Genomic DNA, 16,765 nt, shown 5'->3' with positions numbered 1-16,765 from the left:
CGCCATCGCCGCCCGCGGGAATGTCAGCCTGCTGCGGCCGCAGCGGCCCTTCCCGCAGCCGCGCGCCCTGACCACCGAGGAGATCCCGGGCATCGTCGAGGCCTATCGCCTCGGCGCGCAGAACGCCCAGCGCGCCGGCTTCGACGGCGTCGAGATCCATGGCGCCAACGGCTATCTGATCGACCAGTTCCTGCAGGACAGCACCAACCAGCGCGACGACGGCTATGGCGGCAGCATCGAGAACCGCGCCCGGCTGATGCTGGAGGTGACCGATGCCGCCATCGGCGTCTGGGGCGCCGACCGCGTCGGCATGCACCTGGCCCCGCGCGGCGATTCCCATGACATGGGCGATTCCGACCTGGCCGCCACCTTCGGCTACGCGGCGCGGGAACTGGGCAAGCGCAAGATTGCCTTCCTGTTCGCGCGCGAGAATGCGCTGTCGCCGCGTCTCGGCCCGGATCTGAAGAACGCCTTCGGCGGCGCCTATATCACCAACGAGAAGCTGACCATCGAGCAGGCCGAGGCCGACATCGCCGACGGCACCGCCGATGCGGTCAGCTTCGGGTTGAAGTTCATCGCCAACCCCGACCTGGTCGAGCGCCTGCGCCAGGGCGCGCCGCTGAACGACGTCAACCCGGCCACCCTCTATGCGGAGGGCGCCGAGGGCTATACCGACTACCCGGCCCTGGCCGCGGCGGCCGCCTGAGCGTGCTGGAGCTCGGCCTCGACACCTTCGGCGATGTGACGCAGGGGGCCGACGGCGCCCTGCAGCACCCGGCCCAGGTGGTCCGCGACCTGGTGGAGCAGGGGGTGCTGGCCGACCAGGCCGGCATCGACTTTCTGGGGGTTGGCGAGCATCACCGCGCCGACTTCGCGGTCTCCGCCCCGGAGATCGTCCTGGCCGCCATCGCCGCCCGCACCACGCGGATCCGCCTGGGCTCGGCGGTGACGGTGCTGAGCTCCGACGACCCGATCCGCGTCTTCCAGCGCTTCTCGACGCTGGACGCGGTGTCCAAGGGCCGCGCCGAGGTGATCCTCGGCCGCGGCTCCTTCACCGAATCCTTTCCGCTCTTCGGCTTCGACCTGCAGCAATACGAGGCGCTGTTCGAGGAGAAGCTCGACCTTTTCGCAGCCCTGCTGCCGCAGCAGCCGGTGACCTGGCGCGGCAATCTGCGGCCCGCGCTGGAAGCCGCCGAGATCCAGCCGCCGGTGGAAAGCGGCCGCCTTGCGACCTGGGTTGGCGTCGGCGGCAGCCCGAAATCGGTGGTGCGGGCGGTGCATCATGACCTGCCGGTGATGTTCGCCATCATCGGCGGCGACCCGGCCCGCTTCCAGCCCTTCACCGATCTCTATGGCCGCGCCTGCGACCAGATGGCGCGGCCGCGCCGGCCGCTCGGCGTGCATTCCCCCGGCCATGTCGCCGCGACCGACGCGGCGGCGCGGGAAGAGTTCTGGCCGCACTACAAGGTCATGCGCGACCGCATCGGCGCCGAGCGCGGCTGGCCGCCGATGCAGCGCGCCGAGTTCGAGCAGGAGATCGAGCACGGATCGCTCTATCTCGGCAGCCCCGAGACGGTGGCGCGCAAGATCGCCCGCACCGCGAAGCTGCTCGGCCTCGGCCGCTTCGACATGAAGTACAGCGCCGGCCCGCTGCCGCATGCCACCATGATGCGCGGCATCGCGCTCTATGGCAGCAAGGTCATGCCGCTGGTGCGGGAGATGCTGGGCTAGCCGAGACCTTCAGGATCAGCCGCGCGGTGGTGCCGGCGCCGCGGGCGCTGTCCAGCGTCAGCGCCGCCCCCATCGCCTCGGCCAGTGCGCGCGCCAGATAGAGGCCGAGGCCGGAGCCGCCATAGCGCCGGTCATGGCTGCCCTCCAGCTGGACGAAGGCCTCGAAGGCCTGGCCGAGCTGCTCGGGCGCCATGCCGATGCCATTGTCGGTGACGCTCACCTCGACCTGGCCGTCGTCGAGCGCCCGCGCCGCCAGGTGGATGGCGCCGCCGGCAGGGGTGAACTTGATGGCGTTGTTCAGCAGGCTCAGCAGGATCTGCCGCAGCCGCCGCTCCTCGGCCGTGGCGCGCGGCAGGGCGGGCAGCGGGTCGAGGGTCAGCGTCAGCCCGGCCGCCTCGGCCGGCCCCCGCAGCTGGCGGGCGATGCTGTCCAGCACGCTCGGCAGATGCAGCGGCCGGGTCTCCACCTGCAGCCGGCCGCTGCCCATCTGCGCGACCGCCAGGACAGCGTCGATCAGCGCCAGCAGCTCGCGCCCGGCCTCCAGGATGGTGCCGGCGAATTCCTTCACGTTTTCCGGGCCGGGATCGTTCTGCAGCGCCTCGGCGAAGCCGATCACCGCATGCAGCGGCGTGCGCAGCTCATGGCTCATGGTGGCCAGGAAGCGCGTCTTGGCGAAGCTAGCTTCTTCGGCGGCGATGCGCGCCTGCTCGATGCCGGCCAGCACCTGCCGCTCGGCGGTGACGTCAGTATAGACGCGGACGAAGCCGCCATCCGGCGTCGGGTCGGTGCTGACCTCGATGACCCGGCCGTCGCGGGCGCGGCGGGTGAAGCGGTCATGCCGGACCGGCTGGCCGGCGCGGGCGCGAACCAGCGCCTCGGCCTCCGCCGGATCGCCCAGCAGGCCGCGCGACAGCTGCAGCCGGCCGAGATCGTCGAGCAGCGCGCCGGGCGCCAGCTCCTCCCGCGTCAGCCCGGTCAGCTCGCAGGCCAGGGCATTGGCGGCGACCACCCGGCGGCCGGCGTCGAACAGGCAGACGCCGTGCCGCATGCTTTCCATCATCGCCTGCAGCAGGTCGGCGCGGCGCTGCGCCTCGGCCTCGGCGCGGTGCAGCGCGGTGACGTCGCTGACCACCGAGATATGCCCGCCATCGGGCAGCGGCGCGGTGCGGCCGGTCAGCACCCGGCCATCGGCGCGCCGCCGCGTCGTCGGCTCGCGGGCGAAGTCGAACTGGCGGCGGAAGATCTCCTCCGGATCCTGGCGGTCGGCATATTCGCGCGCCGCCTCCCGCCGGCGGATCAGCTCCAGCAGGTGCTCGCCGATGCGCACCTCGGAATCGCCCACCAGGTCGCGGAAGGCGGCATTGACCAGGCGCAGCCTGCGGTCCGGGCCATAGACGCAGACGCCATGCGGCAGGGCGGCCAGCACGCCGTCCAGCAGGGCGGCGCGCCCCTTGGCCTCGTCCTCGGCGGCGCGCAGCTGCGAGACATCCTCCAGCACGATCAGGAAGCCGCCATCGGCCAGCGGCTGGCTGGTGGCGCGGATGGCGACGCCGTCAGGGCGCTGCCGCAGGAACTGGTTGCGCCGGCTGCGGTCGATATGCCGCCGGCCCTGGAACAGCGCCTGGGCCGGGGCGTCGAAGGGCATGTTCTCGATCACCAGGTCGGTCACCTGCCCGAAATCCATGCCGACGCGGGCGGTGCCGGGCGGCAGGTCGAGCAGCGCCTCATAGGCATCGTTGAAGAAGACCAGGCGGTGGTCGCGGTCATAGATGCCGATGCCCGACGGGCTCTGCCGCAGCGCCGTGTCGGTCAGCCGCAGCCGGTCACGCGCTGCCTTCTCGGCCAGGCGGTGCTCGGTGACGTCGGTGGTGACGCTGGCCCAGCCGCCACCCGGCAGGGGCACCGAGGCGACCTCGTACCAGCGGTCCGGCCCGGTGCGCAGCAGGCTGCGATGCGGCTGGCGGCGGTCCAGCGCGATGACGGCGGCGGCCAGCGCCTCCGGGTCGCCGGGACCATAGTGGCCGCGATGCGCCAGCCGGCGGATCAGCGTGTCGGCCGAGGCGCCGGCGAGGTCGGTGTCGGGGGGCATGTCGAGCCGGGTGGCGGCGGCGGCATTGGCCATGACCACACGGCGCTCGGCGTCGAAGATGAAGACCGGGCCCGGCAGGGCCAGCAGCAAAGCGAGGGCGGCCTCGGCAGGGGTGCCCGGGCCGCTCATCGGCCGGGTTCCCGCGCAAGCTGCCGCAGCGGCGGGCCTGGCAGATCGGCGATGGCGGCGGAGCGGCGCATGACCATCGGGTGACACAGCGCTGCGGCGGCAGCAAGCGAGGAATGGCACAGCCAGGGGCGGATTGCGGCTTCGTCACCCCTAGGACGCGGAACCGACGATACCGGTCCCGCGCCTGTCGAGAAAAGCTTACGGCATCACCGGCGCGACATAGGTCAGGGTGCGGCCGAGGAACCACAGCATGAACAGCACCAGCGGCGTGTGGATGATCAGCTGCAGGAAGCTGAAGCCGACGATGTCGCGCGCCTTCAGCGACAGCACGCCGAGCAGCGGCAGCATCCAGAAGGGGTTGATCAGGTTCGGCAGCGCCTCGGCGGCGTTGTAGACCTGCACGGCCCAGCCGAGATGCACCTGCAGCTCGTTGGCCGCCTGCATGACGTAGGGCGCCTCGATGATCCACTTGCCGCCGCCCGAGGGGATGAAGAAGCCCAGCACCGCCGAGTAGATGCCCATCACCACCGGGAAGGTCTCGGCGGTGTTGAAGCTGACGAAGAGATGCGCGATGCGGTCGGACAGGCTGATGCCGCCCCAGCCCTTGGCATTGGTCATGATCGCGGCGATCGAGCCGTAGAGCGGGAACTGGATCAGCACGCCGGTGGTCGCCGGCACCGCGCGCGCGACCGCATCCAGGAAGGAGCGCGGCCGCCAGTGCAGCAGCAGCCCCAGCATCAGGAACAGAAGGTTGTAGGTGTTCAGCCCGGAGATGGCGACGACCGCGCCGACGCGGGTGAATTCCTGCAGCATCCAGCCGGCGGTCATCACCACCAGGATGACGGTCAGGAAGGGGCTGTATTCCATCCATTCGCCGGGGCGCGTCCGCGGCGGCAGCTGGCCGACCGGCACGCCGGGCTCGATGCCCATCTTCTGCGCCGTCATCGCCTGGTCGCCCTTCGGCGCCGACATCCAGCTGACGATGATGGAGACGACCATCAGCACGAAGGCCATGACGATCGACTGCCACAGGAAGATGGTCTCGCTGAAGGGCAGCACGCCGGTGATCTTCAGCAGCGCCGGCGGCAGGCTGGCCGGATTGGCCTGCAGCTGCGCGGCCGACGACGACAGGCCCAGCGCCCAGGTGGCGCCCAGGCCGAGATAGCCGGCAGCCCCCGCCGCGCGATAATCCATCTGCAGCTCGGTGCGCGTCGCCATGGCGCGGGCCAGCAGCCCGCTGAACACCAGGCTGAGGCCCCAGTTCAGGAAGGAGGCCGACATGCTGACGAAGGCGATGAAGGCGATGGCGCCCGGGCCGGTCTTCGGCATCATCGCCAGCCGGGTGATCAGGCGGGCCGCCGGCGGCGAGGTGGCGACGACATAGCCGGTGATGGCGACGAAGGCCATCTGCATGGAGAAGACGATCAGGCTCCAGAAGCCGTCGCCGAAGGCCTTGGTCACCGCGACGGGGGAGGAGCCGTTCACCAGCGCCGCGGCGGCGACGAAGACGACGGCGATCGCGGCGAAGACGAAGGTGTCGGGGAACCAGGTCTCGGCCCAGGCGGTGAAGCGCAGCGCCAGGCGCGCCATGCCGCTTTGCTTCTCGGTTCCTGCCGCGGTCCGTGGGTCAGGTGGCATCACTGGAAACTCCTCGATCGTCGCTGGCTGCGGACCGTGTGCGTTTTTCTTGCGGTGAGGGCGCGCGCCGCGCGCCCTGTTGCGCTGCTTTGACCGGGAAATTCTCAGGCGTCGAGGGTCAGATCGGAGAAAGGCAGCGCCTGACAGGTCAGGCAGGTGCCGGGGTCGTCCTCGACCGGCGGCACGCGGTGATGCGCCTGGCCGTCCAGCACGGCGACGGCGCAGCTCTCGCACTGCCCGGTGCGGCAGCCGCTGGGCAGCGACAGGCCGGCGGCCTCGGCGAGCTCCAGCAGGGTCCCCGCCTCCGGCGTCCAGCGCAGTGTTGTTCCCGACTGCGCGAAGGTGACGTCGCGCGGCGTGGTGGGCGCTGCGGTCGTGTTGCCTTCTGCGCTGACGAAGCTTTCCGAGAAGATCTCGAAGGCAGGGACGCCGCGCGCCTGCAGCCCGGCGCGCATCCCGGTCAGCATCTCCGGCGGGCCGCACAGGAAGAAGCGCGCCCGGGCCTCGATCAACGCCTGCGGCACGTCGGCGGCGGAGATGCGCCCGACAGCGCCGCGGTCGCCGTCGAGCGGCCGGCTGTAGCGCTCGACCACCGACAGCTGCGGCAGCAGCCCGGCCAGCGCCTGCAGCCGCTCGCGGAAGGCATGGTTGGCGCCGTCGCGGTTGCCGTAGAGCAGCAGCACCGCGGGCGGCGTCTCCGGCGCGGTCAGCAGCGCCTCCAGATAGCCGATGAAGGGGGTGATGCCGATGCCGGCGGCGACCATCACCACCGGGTCGGGATGCGCCACCGGGATGACGAAGCGGCCCGACGGCGCTGACGCCAGCAAGGTCGCGCCGGGCTGCAGCGCGGTAAATCGAGAAGAACCTTCGCTCGACTGGCGGCGGATGCTGACGCGATACGCCTCGCCGGGGGCGGCGGAGAGCGAATAGGCGCGCAGCGGCCCGGCCTCGCCCAGCTTCAGGGTCAGGTGCTGGCCAGGGCGGAAGCCGGGCAGGGGGGCGCCCTCCAGCGGGGCCAGGTGCAGCGAGACGACCTCTTCCGTCTCCTCGCGCCGTGCGACCACGCGCATCGGACGGAAGCCGGGCCAGGCCGGGGCGGGATCGGGCAGCGCCGCGATGGCGCAGGGAAAGCCGCGATGCGCGACCGAGCCGCTGATCGGGTCGACCTGCCGCGTGTCGATCAGCGTGTTGTAGTTGCTGCCGCGCTCGGCGGGCAGGCCAAGATCGGCGCATTCCTCCCACCAGCCGTAATCGGCGACCAGCACGTCGGGGGCCAGCGCCGCGCTGAAGCGCGCCTTGAACCGCGCGCTGCCGGCCCGCGTCGTCAGCCGCAGCCAGCCGCCTTCCGGCACGCCGTGCCGGGCTGCCAGCGCGGGATGCAGCTCCACCATCGGATCCGGCGCGCGGCGGCGCAGCGAGGCGATGCCGCGATGCTGGCTGTGGCAGTAGTAGCCGCTCTTCGCCGTGGTCAGCCGCAGCGGGAATGTCTTGTCGGGTGCCGGCGGATCGACATGCAGCGGCAAGGGCTGCTGGCCGATGCGCAGCAGGCGTTCCGAGAACAGCTCGATGCGCTGCGACGGCGTGGCGAAGGCGGGTTGGCCCTGCGCCAGCCGCTCGGCGAATTTCTGCTCGACCTGGCGCAGCGGCAGGCGGATGCCTTCCGGCACGGCGCGCAGCTGCGCCACCGTCAGGCCGGTGGGCTCCAGGATGTGGTTCCAGCCGGCTTCGGTGCTGCCGCCGAAGAACGCCTCCCGGTGGCCGAGACGGCAGGCCAGGTCGAAGACCACCTCCATGTCCGAGCGCGACTGCGCGAAAGGCGGCACCATCCGGGGGCGCAGCTGCACCAGCTCCTCCGCCGCGGCGTCGATCTCGAAGCCGACACGCAGGCCTTCATGCTCCCAGGGGCTGTTCACCGGCAGCAGGATATCGGCGAAACGCGCGGTGGGGTTCTCGAAGAGGTCGCAATGGACATGGAAGTCCAGCGCCGCAAGCGCCGCGGCCGAACCCGCCGGATCGGCCTGCGACACCATCAGGTTGGCGCCGAAGCTGACCAGGGCGCGGACGCGATAGGGTTCTTCTTCCAGGATCGCCCGGCGCAGGTCCTCGGCGGTGACCCAGCCGCGGGCGGCGGGGCCCAGCGGGCGCTCGGCGATGCCCAGCGCCTTGGCCGCCTGGCCGGGCGGCAGCAGTCCGTGATCCGCCACGCCGCGCACCGGCTGGCGGGTGTAGTGGCGGTTGCCGCCGATGCGGTCCAGGCTGCCGGTCAGGGCATAGAGGATGGCGATGGCGCGGTCGGTCTGGGTGGCGTTGGCGCTCTGCCCCACGCCGGTCCAGCAGTAATAGGCGATGCGCTTCGCCGCGCGGATGTCTGCGGCCGCCGCGACAACCTCGTCGGCGGGGATGCCGGTGGTGGCCTCGACGGCCTCGGGGGTCCAGGGCGCGACGGCCTCGGCCAGGCGGTCCAGCACCGGGCGGCAGGCGATCCCGCCCAGGGTGACGGCGCCGCGCAGCGCCAGCGCCTCCGGCGGATGGCCGCCGGCGAGTTTTTGGGCGTCGTAGGCGCGCGGCACCCCGTCGACCAGCACCACCGGCGCCTCCACCGGGCCGTCCAGCCCGAGGTCGCCGGCGCGTAGCAGCCCGCCGCCATCCTCGCGAACCAGGAAGGGCGCATCGGTCCAGGCGCGGACGAAGTCCTGGTCGAAGCCTTCCGCCAACAGAAGAAAAATCAGCCCCAGCGCCAAGGCGGCATCCGTCCCCGGCTGCAGCCGCAGCCAGCGGTCGGCGCCGGCGGCATGGGCGTTGCGGCGCGGATCGACCACCATCAGCTTCGCGCCGCGGCGACGGCCCTCGGCGATCTCGCCCGCCTCGGCCAGCCAGGCATTCGACGGGTTGTGGCCCCACAGCAAAATGAGCTCGGCATTGGCGTAGTCGGGGGTGCCGATGGCGGCGCCGAGCGTCAGCGCATGGGCATGGTCCTTGTGCCAGTTGCAGATCTCGGTGGCATAGACGGTGTTGGGGCTGCCGAAGACACGGATGAAACGCTCGACCCAGTCGATGGCATCCGAGATCGGCGTGCCGGAGGGCGAGGTCACCGCGAAGGCGACGCTTTCCGCCCCGCTTTCGGCACGGACCTGGCCCAGCTTCCCGGCGACCTCCGCCAGCGCCTCCTCCCAGCTGATCGCCACCCAGCCGGGATCGGCCGCGCCCTTCGGCTGGGTGCGGCGCAGCGGCGTCGCCAGCCGGCGCGAGGCATGGGCGATCTCCGGCGCCGCCCGTCCCTTGGCGCAGAGGGCGCGGCCGGTCGGATGCTCAGGCCGCGGCGCGACCTTGACCAGCCGGCCCTGCTCGACCGTGTTCCAGGTGCCGCAGCGCGAGCGGCAAAGCGTGCAGTAGCCGGGGATCTGGGTCAGGCGAGGGGCTCCGGGGCAGGCAGGGCGACCGGCGCAGCCTAGCACGAAACCCGCTGCAGCCGCGCGCCCTGCTGCCGCGTTGCTGCCCGGCGGGCGGGCGAAAGGATGGCGGGATGCGGCGACGGGCATGGCTGGCGGCGGGGGCGGGGCTGCTGGCGACGGGATGCTCGCCGGCGGCGCTGCTGAACCGCTGGGCGCCCGAAGCCGCCCGCCAGGAAGGCATCGCCTATGGCCCCGACCCGCGGCACCGGCTGGACCTGTACAGTCCCCTGGCGCCTCGGCCAGCTGCGCCGCTGGTGGTCTTCTTCTATGGCGGCAACTGGACCGACGGCGAGCGGGCGACGTACCGCTTCGTCGCCGCCAGCCTGGTCGAGGCCGGCTGCCAGGTGGCCATCCCCGACTACCGCCTGTTCCCGGCGGTGCGCTTTCCGGCCTTCCTGCAGGATTGCGCCCGGGCCACCGCCTGGGCCTGCAGCCAGGGCGCGCCAGGCGGCACCTGGCTGCTGGGCCATTCGGCCGGCGCCTACAACGCCGCCATGCTGGCGCTGCAGCCGGACTGGCTGGCGGCGGTGGGACGGCAGCCGCGGCGCGACCTGGCCGGCGTCATCGGCCTGGCCGGCCCCTATGATTTTCTCCCGTTGCGCGACGCCGAACTGGAAGCAATCTTCGCCCCCGACCCGGCGGTGGCCCAGCCCATCAACCAGGTGCGCGGCGACAACCCGCCGATGCTGCTGCTGCAGGGCCTGGCCGACGAGACGGTGCGGCCGCGCAATGCCGCCAGCCTGGCCGCGCGCATCGCCGCCGCCGGCGGGCCGGTGCAGACGCGCTACTATCCGGATATCGGCCATGCCGCGATCCTCGGCGCCCTGGCCGGGCCGCTGCGCGGCATCGCGCCGGTGCGGCGCGACGTGCTGGGCTTCATGGGGATGGAAGGCGGGGGGCTGGGCGCGACGGCCGCGCAGGGCTAATCCCGGTGCCACAGACAAGGGAGCCGCGCATGTCGATCACCGTCTATGGCATCAAGAACTGCGACACGGTGAAGAAGGCCAGGAGCTGGCTGGACGCGGCCGGGATCGAATACGCCTTCCACGACTACAAGGCGTCCGGCATCGATGCCGCGACGCTGGAATCCTGGTGCGCCGAATTCGGCTGGGAGGCGGTGCTGAACCGCGCCGGCACCACCTTCCGCAAGCTGCCCGAGGAAGCCCGCGCCGGGCTGGACCAGCCGCGCGCCATCGCGCTGATGCTCGGGCAGCCCTCGATGATCAAGCGGCCGATGCTGGTCGAGGGGAAGCGGCGCCTGCTCGGCTTCAAGCCCGAGGCCTACGCTGCCTTCTTCGGCCGCTAGCGGCGTCGCGCGGCCGGCAGGGCGCGGATCGCCGCCGCCATCTGGTCCGCCAGCTGGCCGAGCAGCGCGCCCTGGGCGGTGACCGCCTCGGCCGTGCCGGCGCCCGCGGCGGCGCCGCGCGCCTCGACCGCGCGATCGGCCAGGGCATTGTCCTCGCCGGGGCGGCGGAGCGCGAAGCGGCCCTGCAACAGCGCGGTGCCGTCTTCCGCCACCTCAAACCGAGACATGTCCAGGCTGGCCAGCAGGTCGAGCCGGCCGCCCAGCGCGCTGCGCTCCTCCCGCACCACGCTGCCGGGCAGGCGCTGGGTCAGGGCGGCGGCCAGCAGGCGGGTGGTCATCTCCTCCAGCGGCTCGGCCCAGCGGGCGTTATCGGCCAGCACCAGCCGGGTCGCGCCAGCGCCGCGGAAGATCTCCGGGCGGTCGAGATAGCGGGCCAGCCGCGCCTGGCGCAGCTCGACCTGCAGCGATGGCCCGGGCAGCGGCGTGCCCTCGGGGATGGCAAGCCGGAAGAAACGCGGATCGGCCGAGGCGCAGGCCGCGACGCCCAGCGGGGCGAGCAGGAACAAACGACGGTGCATCTGAAAAGAACTCATTCGGTGCGGCCGCGGATCAGGGCCTCGGGGTGGCGTTCCAGGAAGTCGGCCAGCAGGCGGACCGAGCGCGCCGCCTCGGCCACCTGCTGCAGCGTGCGGTCCAGGTTGCGGCTGAAGGGGGAATCCCCGGCATAGCTGCGCTGCAGGGTGGTGATCGCGGTGTTGGCGCTGCGCATCGCCTGGTCGAGATTGTCGGCGATCTGCGGCAGGCGGCGCAGCAGCGGGGTCAGCCCGCCATCGGCCTTGCGCACCAGCTCCTGCACCTGGCCGAGCGCGCCGGACAGGCTGGCCATGGCCTGGCGGATCTCGGGCCCGCCGGCCAGCCCGTTCACCGCGGCCAGCGCGCCGTTCAGGTTGGCGCCGATCTCGTCCAGCGGGAAGCGCGCCAGCTTGCCGGCGAAGGCGGACGCCGCGGCCATGATGTCGTCGCTGTCGCCGCCCAGGCTCGGCAGCACGATCAGCCCGTCCTCCTGGCGGATCTCGGCCGGCGGCGGGTTGTCGGCGCGGTCGAGGGACAGCACCTTCTGGCCGGTCAGCAGGCTGCCGCTGCGCAGCTGCACGCGATGTCCCTGCTGCACCAGCCGGGCGGCGGCCACCATGATCTCCTCCGGCGGCCGGCCGGAGGGGAAGGAAATATGGCGCGGCTCGATGGCCAGGCGCACCGGCACCACGAAGCGGTCCTGCGCCTTGTCATAGGCCAGCTCCACGCGGGTCACCGTGCCGATGCGGATGCCGCGCATCTCGACCGGCGCGCCCGCCGCCAGGCCGCGCACATTGCCGTCCAGATAGGTCAGGAATTCCAGCCGGTCGGCCGAGGTGGCGGAGATCGCCGCCTCCAGGCTTTCATGCACGAAGAAGCGGGCATCGTCGCCCGGCGCCGGCTCGTCGCGCAGCTCGCGCGGCGTGTTGAAGGCGACGCCGCCGGTGAGCGCGGCCCGCAGGCTTTCCAGCTCGACCTTCAGGCCGTCAGCACCAAGGTTCACGCTGATGCCAGACGTGTTCCAGAAGCGCGAGCCGGGACGGACATAGCTCTCGTAGGGCGCTCGGATGAAGGCGCGCAGCGTCACCAGCCCGTCCATTTTCGGCGGCTCGTAGGACAGCACCTCGCCCACCACCACGTCGCGGAAGAAGACCGGCGAGCCGGCGCTGAGCGCGCCCAGCCGCGGCGTCTGCAGGGTGAAGACGCGGCCCGGCTCGTCCGAGCGCACCCCCGGCGGATCGTCCAGCCCCTTGAAGCTGCGCTGCTCCTCGGCTTCGACGGGGCCGGGGTCGAACTCGATATAGGCGCCGGAGACGATGGTCTCGAGGCCGGAGATATTCCCTGCCGTCAGCCGCGGCCGCACCACCCAGAACTGCGCGCCCTGCGTCAGCCGGTCGCCGACGTCGCGCTGCATGCGCACGCTGGCTGTGATCCGGGACAGGTCCTCGGTCAGGCGGATCGATTCCACCGTTCCGACGGTGACCGACTTGTAGCGCACCTGGGTCTGCCCGGCCGTCATGCCGTCGGCGCTGGCGAAGTCGATGGTCACCAGCGGCCCGCGCGACTGCCAGGAATTGTAGCCGAGATAGAGGGTGACGGCCGCCGCCGCGATCGGGATCAGCCAGATCCAGGAGAAGCGGCGGCGATGCGGGCGGGCTTCCGCGATCTCGGGCGGCAGCTCTTCGGTCATGCGGCAGTCTCACTTTCGGACGCGGCGGCGGCGTCCCACATCAGCCGGGGGTCGAAGCTTTCCGCCGCCAGCATGGTCAGGATGACGACGCCGCCGAAGCAGGCGGCGCCGATGCCGGCGGTGATCGAGGCCAGCACGCCGAAGCGGACCAGCGCGATCAGCACGGCGACGACGAAGACATCGATCATCGACCAGCGGCCGAGCACCTCGATCACCCGGTACAGCTTGGTCCGCCGCCGCAGCGCGGCCAGGCTGGCCGGCCGCCCCATCTGCAGCAGCATCACCGACAGCCCGACCAGCTTCAGCATGGGCACCGCGACGCTGGCGGTGAAGACGATCAGCGCCAGCGGCCAGAAGCCGGTATGCACGAACTCGACCACCCCGCCCATGATGGTGTGCGGCCCGCCCTGGCCCAGCGTCACCACGCTCATCACCGGATAGACGTTGGCGGGTACGTAGAGAATGAAGGCGGCGAGGATCAGCGCCCAGGCGCGCGACACCGCGGCCGGCTTGCGCGGATGCAGGGGCGTGCCGCAGCGGGCGCATTCGGTGCCAGGGGCGGCCTGGGCGACCCGGCGGCAGCAATGGCAGCCGATCGGGGCGTGCCGCGGCGCTTCCGCCCGGGCCGCGGCGGGGCGGGCCATGACACCGCGATCCTCCAGCGCGTCCCAGGCGGCCTGGGGCTCGAAGGCGGCGTCGGCCGCGACCATGGCGATGACCACGGCGCCCAGGCCGTAGACCGCCGGCCCCAGCTCGACCTCGGCCAGATCCGCCAGCCGCGTGTAGGAGACCAGCGCACCGAACAGGAAGACCTCGAGCATGCTCCAGGCGCCCAGATGCTGGTGCCAGCGCAGCAGCCGTCCCAGCCAGACGGGCGGCGCGGCCGCGGTCAGCCCGGCCAGCACCACCAGCCGCAGCCCGAGGCGCGCCAGCGGCACCAGCACCACCGTCGCCACCAGCAGCACCGCCAGCATCCAGAGCCCGTCATCGACGAAGGCGCCGGCGCCGGAATCCACCATGCTGCTGCGCATCCGCCCCAGCAGCCGGATGGTCAGGAAGGGCGTGGTGACGGTGACCAGGCACAGCAGCAGGCTGGTCGCGGCCAGCGCCAGCGGCGTCGAGACCATGCTGCGGCGGTGCCGGCGCAGCACGGCGTCGCAGCGCGGGCAGCGTGAATCCACCCCCGGCGGCAGCGCCGCCAGCCGCACCATCTGGCCGCAATCGTCGCAGGCGCGCAGCCGCGCGGCCGCGGGTGCGGGGGCAGGGAGGGGCGCGGCCTCAATCATCGGCGGGCAAGGGGTCATGGTCTGTGGTCATGGCCTGGGGTCACGGTCTGGGGCGGCAACCCGCCAGCCCCGGCCCGGGTTGTCGCGCGGCGGCTGGAAAAGCATCAGGGCGGCGCCGCCAGCCGCCACCGGTCGGCATCCATCAGCCGGGCGAAGAGGCGCTCGCGCTCCTCCGCCTCCAGCGGGCTGACGCCCAGCAGCATGCCATGCACCAGCCCCTGCGCCGCCAGCCAGCGCAAGGTCGCGAGCTCGGGGTCGGCGGCCTCGGCGCGGATGCCGGCCAGGCGCTCGGCGGCGCGGTCGCGGATGACGGAGAGCATGCCGGGCTCCTCGGCGACGGCGGCCAGGATGGCGAAGGCGACCGAGCGCGGCATCGAGGTCGCCTCCCGCGCGGTCGCCAGGTCGGCGGCCAGATGCGCCTCCGGATGGCGGTCGCCGAGCTCGGCCTGCTGCTCGCTGTGGAAGCCGTCGAAATACGCCAGCTGATGCTCCAGCAGCGCCAGCAGCACGGCGGCCTTGCTGCGGTACTGGTGCATCAGCCCGCCCTTGCTCATGCCGGCCTCGCGGGCCAGGGCCTCGAGCGTCAGCCGGCCGGGCCCGTCGCGGGCGATGATGGCAAGGGCTGCCTGCAGCACGGCGCTGCGCGAGCGGCGGGAGCGGGTCGGGTTGTCCATCGGCCTTCCGCGGCGGCTGGAGCGCGATGGCTTGCGGCGGCATCGCCGGCAAGCCTGGATCACGCGATCGGGCGAAGATCCGGAGCGGGACCCTAGCCGCGGCACCCGGCGCAGGCCAGGACAAAACAAGCCGTCCGGTTGGTTTTTTCGTGAGCCTTTCCGCCCGGCGGGACGCCGCGGAGGCTACACCCGGGGCGGGTCTGCATCGCATGACGATACCTCAACCCGGAAACGCGGGCGACAATCGGGCGACATGGGCGGCGACAAAGCCCGACATTGCGCGACCAAGCTAAGAAGAGCTTTACATTGGAAGCTGTATTTAACGTCCCGTTGATATTTATGCCTATGCTCCCGTCGGCAGGACACTCCGGCGGGCGATCGGCGCCCGCCGTCCCGCCCAGCCCGAGGGACCGCCGGCCCCATGCCCAACCGATCCGCCGAGGAAAAGCGGCTCGCCGCCTTCAAGGTGACGCCTGAGGATCTTCGCGTGCTGCAAGGCATGGCGGATTTCGCGCGCAACCGCCTGCCGGCGCTGCTGGAAGAGCTGCATGTCGAATTCGCCGCCTGGCCGGAAATCCACGCCGCCCTGGTGAAGCCCGAGGTGCACCGCGCCCGCGTCTCGCACTGGTGCCGCGTGGTCAGCGGCGATGTCGGCCCGGGCTTCACCGAATCGGCCGAAGCCCTGGCCTCGGCCTTCTACGCCCATGGCGTGCCGGGCTATGCGGTGGCCATCTGCCATGCCTCGGTGATGCACGGCATCCTGCGCGACCTCGGCATCGACGAGAGCGGCCGCAGCGTGAAGCGCAGCCTGTTCGGCCGCGGCCCCGGCGGCCTGCGCGCCGACGCCCAGGCGATCCGCAGCGCGCTGAACAAGGGCGCCTGGTTCGACCTGGAGCTGCTGCTGGAAACCTACGCCGCCGCCGAGCAGAAGAGCCGCGCCGCCGCGCTGAACCAGATGGCCGAGGCCATCGAGCGCGAGGCCGGCATCGCCGTCGAGCAGGTCAGCCACCTGACCGGCGAGATGTCCGGCACCGCCCGCGACATGTCGGCCACCGCCGCCCGCACCGGCCAGAATGCCAGCGAGGCCGCCGAGGCCGCGGCGCAGACCCGCCAGACCGCCGAGACGGTGGCCGAGGCGGCGGAGCAGCTGACCGCCTCGATCCACCAGATCGTGCGCCAGGTGAGCGGCAGCACCGCCTCCGCCCAGCGCGCGGTGATCGCCGGCCGCGGCGCCCGCGACAGCATCGAGGCGATGTCGCAGCAGGCCGCGCAGATCGGCAAGATCGCCGAGATCATCGCCGACATCGCCGCGCGGACGAACCTCCTGGCGCTCAATGCCACGATCGAGGCGGCGCGCGCCGGCGATGCCGGCAAGGGCTTCGCCGTCGTCGCCGGCGAGGTGAAGCAGCTCGCCACCCAGACCGCGCAGTCGACCGCCGACATCACCCGGCAGATCGCCGCCGTCCGCCAGGCGACGCAGCTGGCCGCCGACGAGGTCAGCCAGGTGGTCGGTCTGATCGGCGAGATCGACGCCATCACCTCGGCCGTCGCCGCCGCGGTCGATGCCCAGGGCAGCGCGACGGCCGCCATCGCCCACAGCGTCGTCGAGACGGCCGGCGCCGCCAGCCGCATGTCGCAGCGCACCGACGACGTCCGCGCCGCCGCCGGCGAGGCCGACCGCCAGTCGGAAGCCGTGCGCCAGACCGCGGGCATCCTCGAGAACGCGGTGCGCCAGCTGCGGCAGACGGTGATCCGCGTGGTCCGCACCTCGACCAAGAGCGTCGACCGGCGCGAGGGCGATCGCCTCGACGTCGACCTCGCGGCGCGCCTGTCGCTGGCCGGCGGCGCGTCGCAGGCCGTCCGGGTGGTGAACCTGTCCGACAGCGGCGCCCTGGTCAGCGGCACCGACGCCGCCCCGGGCACCGCGGCGAAGCTGGCCTTCGAGGGGATGGACCTGGCCGCCGAGGCGGTGACGACGCGCGAAGGCATGCTGGTGCTGCGCCTGTCACCCAGCCCGCTGCAGATGGAGAAGCTGGTGGCGCTGATGAATCGCAAGGCTGCGGCAGCGAGGAAGGCCGCCTGAAGCGCAGGGTGAAGGCGAGGGGGAGCGAATTCCCCCGGCCTCGGCCTGGCGAGCGCCGGGCCAATGTGTCATCCGCCAGGGCCAGCTTTGCCCTGACGGGTCTTCTCCTCTCCT

General features: G+C 72.3%; 12 protein-coding genes. 5 read left to right on the top strand and 7 right to left on the bottom strand.

The window, feature by feature from the left end; all coding sequences use genetic code 11:
* Together BKE38_RS17845 and BKE38_RS17840 are read left to right on the top strand one after the other, a co-directional pair.
* Positions 1–706, top strand: a 706-nt coding sequence (locus BKE38_RS17845; protein ID WP_076958624.1) for an oxidoreductase, incomplete at its 5' end; no start/stop codon positions are given.
* A 2-nt stretch (positions 707–708) separates the two neighbouring features.
* Positions 709–1,731, top strand: coding sequence for an LLM class flavin-dependent oxidoreductase (locus BKE38_RS17840; protein ID WP_242662452.1), 1,023 nt, complete (start codon positions 709–711; stop codon positions 1,729–1,731).
* Here the strand turns inward: BKE38_RS17840 and BKE38_RS17835 are convergent.
* From BKE38_RS17835 to BKE38_RS17825, 3 genes are all read right to left on the bottom strand, one after another.
* Complete coding sequence (locus tag BKE38_RS17835; RefSeq protein WP_076958622.1) at positions 1,700–3,949, bottom strand: sensor histidine kinase; 2,250 nt, start codon at positions 3,947–3,949, stop codon at positions 1,700–1,702. The genes BKE38_RS17840 and BKE38_RS17835 overlap by 32 nt on opposite strands.
* Positions 3,950–4,147: 198 nt before the next feature.
* Positions 4,148–5,539, bottom strand: a complete 1,392-nt coding sequence (locus tag BKE38_RS17830) for a short-chain fatty acid transporter (protein WP_207553603.1) — start codon at positions 5,537–5,539, stop codon at positions 4,148–4,150.
* A gap of 152 nt (positions 5,540–5,691) precedes the next feature.
* The gene (locus tag BKE38_RS17825) at positions 5,692–9,042 is read right to left on the bottom strand and encodes a molybdopterin-dependent oxidoreductase (RefSeq protein ID WP_207553602.1); all 3,351 of its coding nucleotides are present in this window, start codon (positions 9,040–9,042) and stop codon (positions 5,692–5,694) included.
* 68 nt (positions 9,043–9,110) lie between these two features.
* Between BKE38_RS17825 and BKE38_RS17820 the strand changes: the two genes are divergently transcribed.
* The gene (locus BKE38_RS17820) at positions 9,111–9,965 is read left to right on the top strand and encodes an alpha/beta hydrolase (protein WP_076958620.1); all 855 of its coding nucleotides are present in this window, start codon (positions 9,111–9,113) and stop codon (positions 9,963–9,965) included.
* Positions 9,966–9,994: 29 nt separating this feature from the next.
* Positions 9,995–10,345 (top strand): ArsC family reductase, encoded by a 351-nt coding sequence (locus BKE38_RS17815; RefSeq protein WP_076958619.1) that lies wholly within the window; start codon positions 9,995–9,997, stop codon positions 10,343–10,345.
* On the opposite strand, the gene BKE38_RS17810 is transcribed toward BKE38_RS17815, so the two are convergent.
* The 4 genes from BKE38_RS17810 to BKE38_RS17795 all read right to left on the bottom strand — a co-directional run bounded on the left by BKE38_RS17810 (position 10,342) and on the right by BKE38_RS17795 (position 14,568).
* A complete protein-coding gene (locus tag BKE38_RS17810; protein ID WP_165694219.1) occupies positions 10,342–10,923 on the bottom strand; it encodes a PqiC family protein in 582 nt (193 codons plus the stop codon). The genes BKE38_RS17815 and BKE38_RS17810 overlap by 4 nt on opposite strands.
* 11 nt (positions 10,924–10,934) lie before the next feature.
* A complete protein-coding gene (locus tag BKE38_RS17805) occupies positions 10,935–12,608 on the bottom strand; it encodes a PqiB family protein (protein WP_076958617.1) in 1,674 nt (557 codons plus the stop codon).
* Positions 12,605–13,912 (bottom strand): paraquat-inducible protein A, encoded by a 1,308-nt coding sequence (locus BKE38_RS17800; RefSeq protein WP_083747643.1) that lies wholly within the window; start codon positions 13,910–13,912, stop codon positions 12,605–12,607. Before BKE38_RS17800 ends, BKE38_RS17805 begins: the two co-directional genes overlap by 4 nt.
* An 86-nt stretch (positions 13,913–13,998) precedes the next feature.
* Positions 13,999–14,568: a TetR/AcrR family transcriptional regulator gene (locus tag BKE38_RS17795; protein ID WP_076958616.1), complete on the bottom strand. Its 570-nt coding sequence runs from the start codon at positions 14,566–14,568 to the stop codon at positions 13,999–14,001.
* 421 nt (positions 14,569–14,989) lie between these two features.
* Between BKE38_RS17795 and BKE38_RS17790 the strand changes: the two genes are divergently transcribed.
* Positions 14,990–16,651, top strand: coding sequence for a globin-coupled sensor protein (locus BKE38_RS17790; protein WP_076958615.1), 1,662 nt, complete (start codon positions 14,990–14,992; stop codon positions 16,649–16,651).
* The last annotated feature ends 114 nt before the right edge of the window (positions 16,652–16,765 follow it).

The sequence above is a fragment of the Teichococcus deserti genome (assembly GCF_001982615.1).
In the GTDB taxonomy this organism is placed as follows: Bacteria; Pseudomonadota; Alphaproteobacteria; order Acetobacterales; family Acetobacteraceae; genus Pseudoroseomonas; species Pseudoroseomonas deserti.
Note: the sequence above shows the minus strand (reverse complement) of the source record. Positions and strands in the feature narration are given on the sequence as shown.

What these genes read in the sequence shown, in the direction of transcription:
- BKE38_RS17815 (WP_076958619.1), top strand. Translation starts at nt 9,995, where the DNA reads ATGTCGATCACCGTCTATGGCATCAAGAACTGCGACACGGTGAAGAAG.
- BKE38_RS17835 (WP_076958622.1), bottom strand. Translation starts at nt 3,949, where the DNA reads ATGAGCGGCCCGGGCACCCCTGCCGAGGCCGCCCTCGCTTTGCTGCTG.
- BKE38_RS17830 (WP_207553603.1), bottom strand. Translation starts at nt 5,539, where the DNA reads ATGGCGCGCCTGGCGCTGCGCTTCACCGCCTGGGCCGAGACCTGGTTC.
- BKE38_RS17805 (WP_076958617.1), bottom strand. Translation starts at nt 12,608, where the DNA reads ATGACCGAAGAGCTGCCGCCCGAGATCGCGGAAGCCCGCCCGCATCGC.
- BKE38_RS17790 (WP_076958615.1), top strand. Translation starts at nt 14,990, where the DNA reads ATGCCCAACCGATCCGCCGAGGAAAAGCGGCTCGCCGCCTTCAAGGTG.
- BKE38_RS17800 (WP_083747643.1), bottom strand. Translation starts at nt 13,912, where the DNA reads ATGACCCCTTGCCCGCCGATGATTGAGGCCGCGCCCCTCCCTGCCCCC.
- BKE38_RS17795 (WP_076958616.1), bottom strand. Translation starts at nt 14,568, where the DNA reads ATGGACAACCCGACCCGCTCCCGCCGCTCGCGCAGCGCCGTGCTGCAG.
- BKE38_RS17820 (WP_076958620.1), top strand. Translation starts at nt 9,111, where the DNA reads ATGCGGCGACGGGCATGGCTGGCGGCGGGGGCGGGGCTGCTGGCGACG.
- BKE38_RS17810 (WP_165694219.1), bottom strand. Translation starts at nt 10,923, where the DNA reads ATGCACCGTCGTTTGTTCCTGCTCGCCCCGCTGGGCGTCGCGGCCTGC.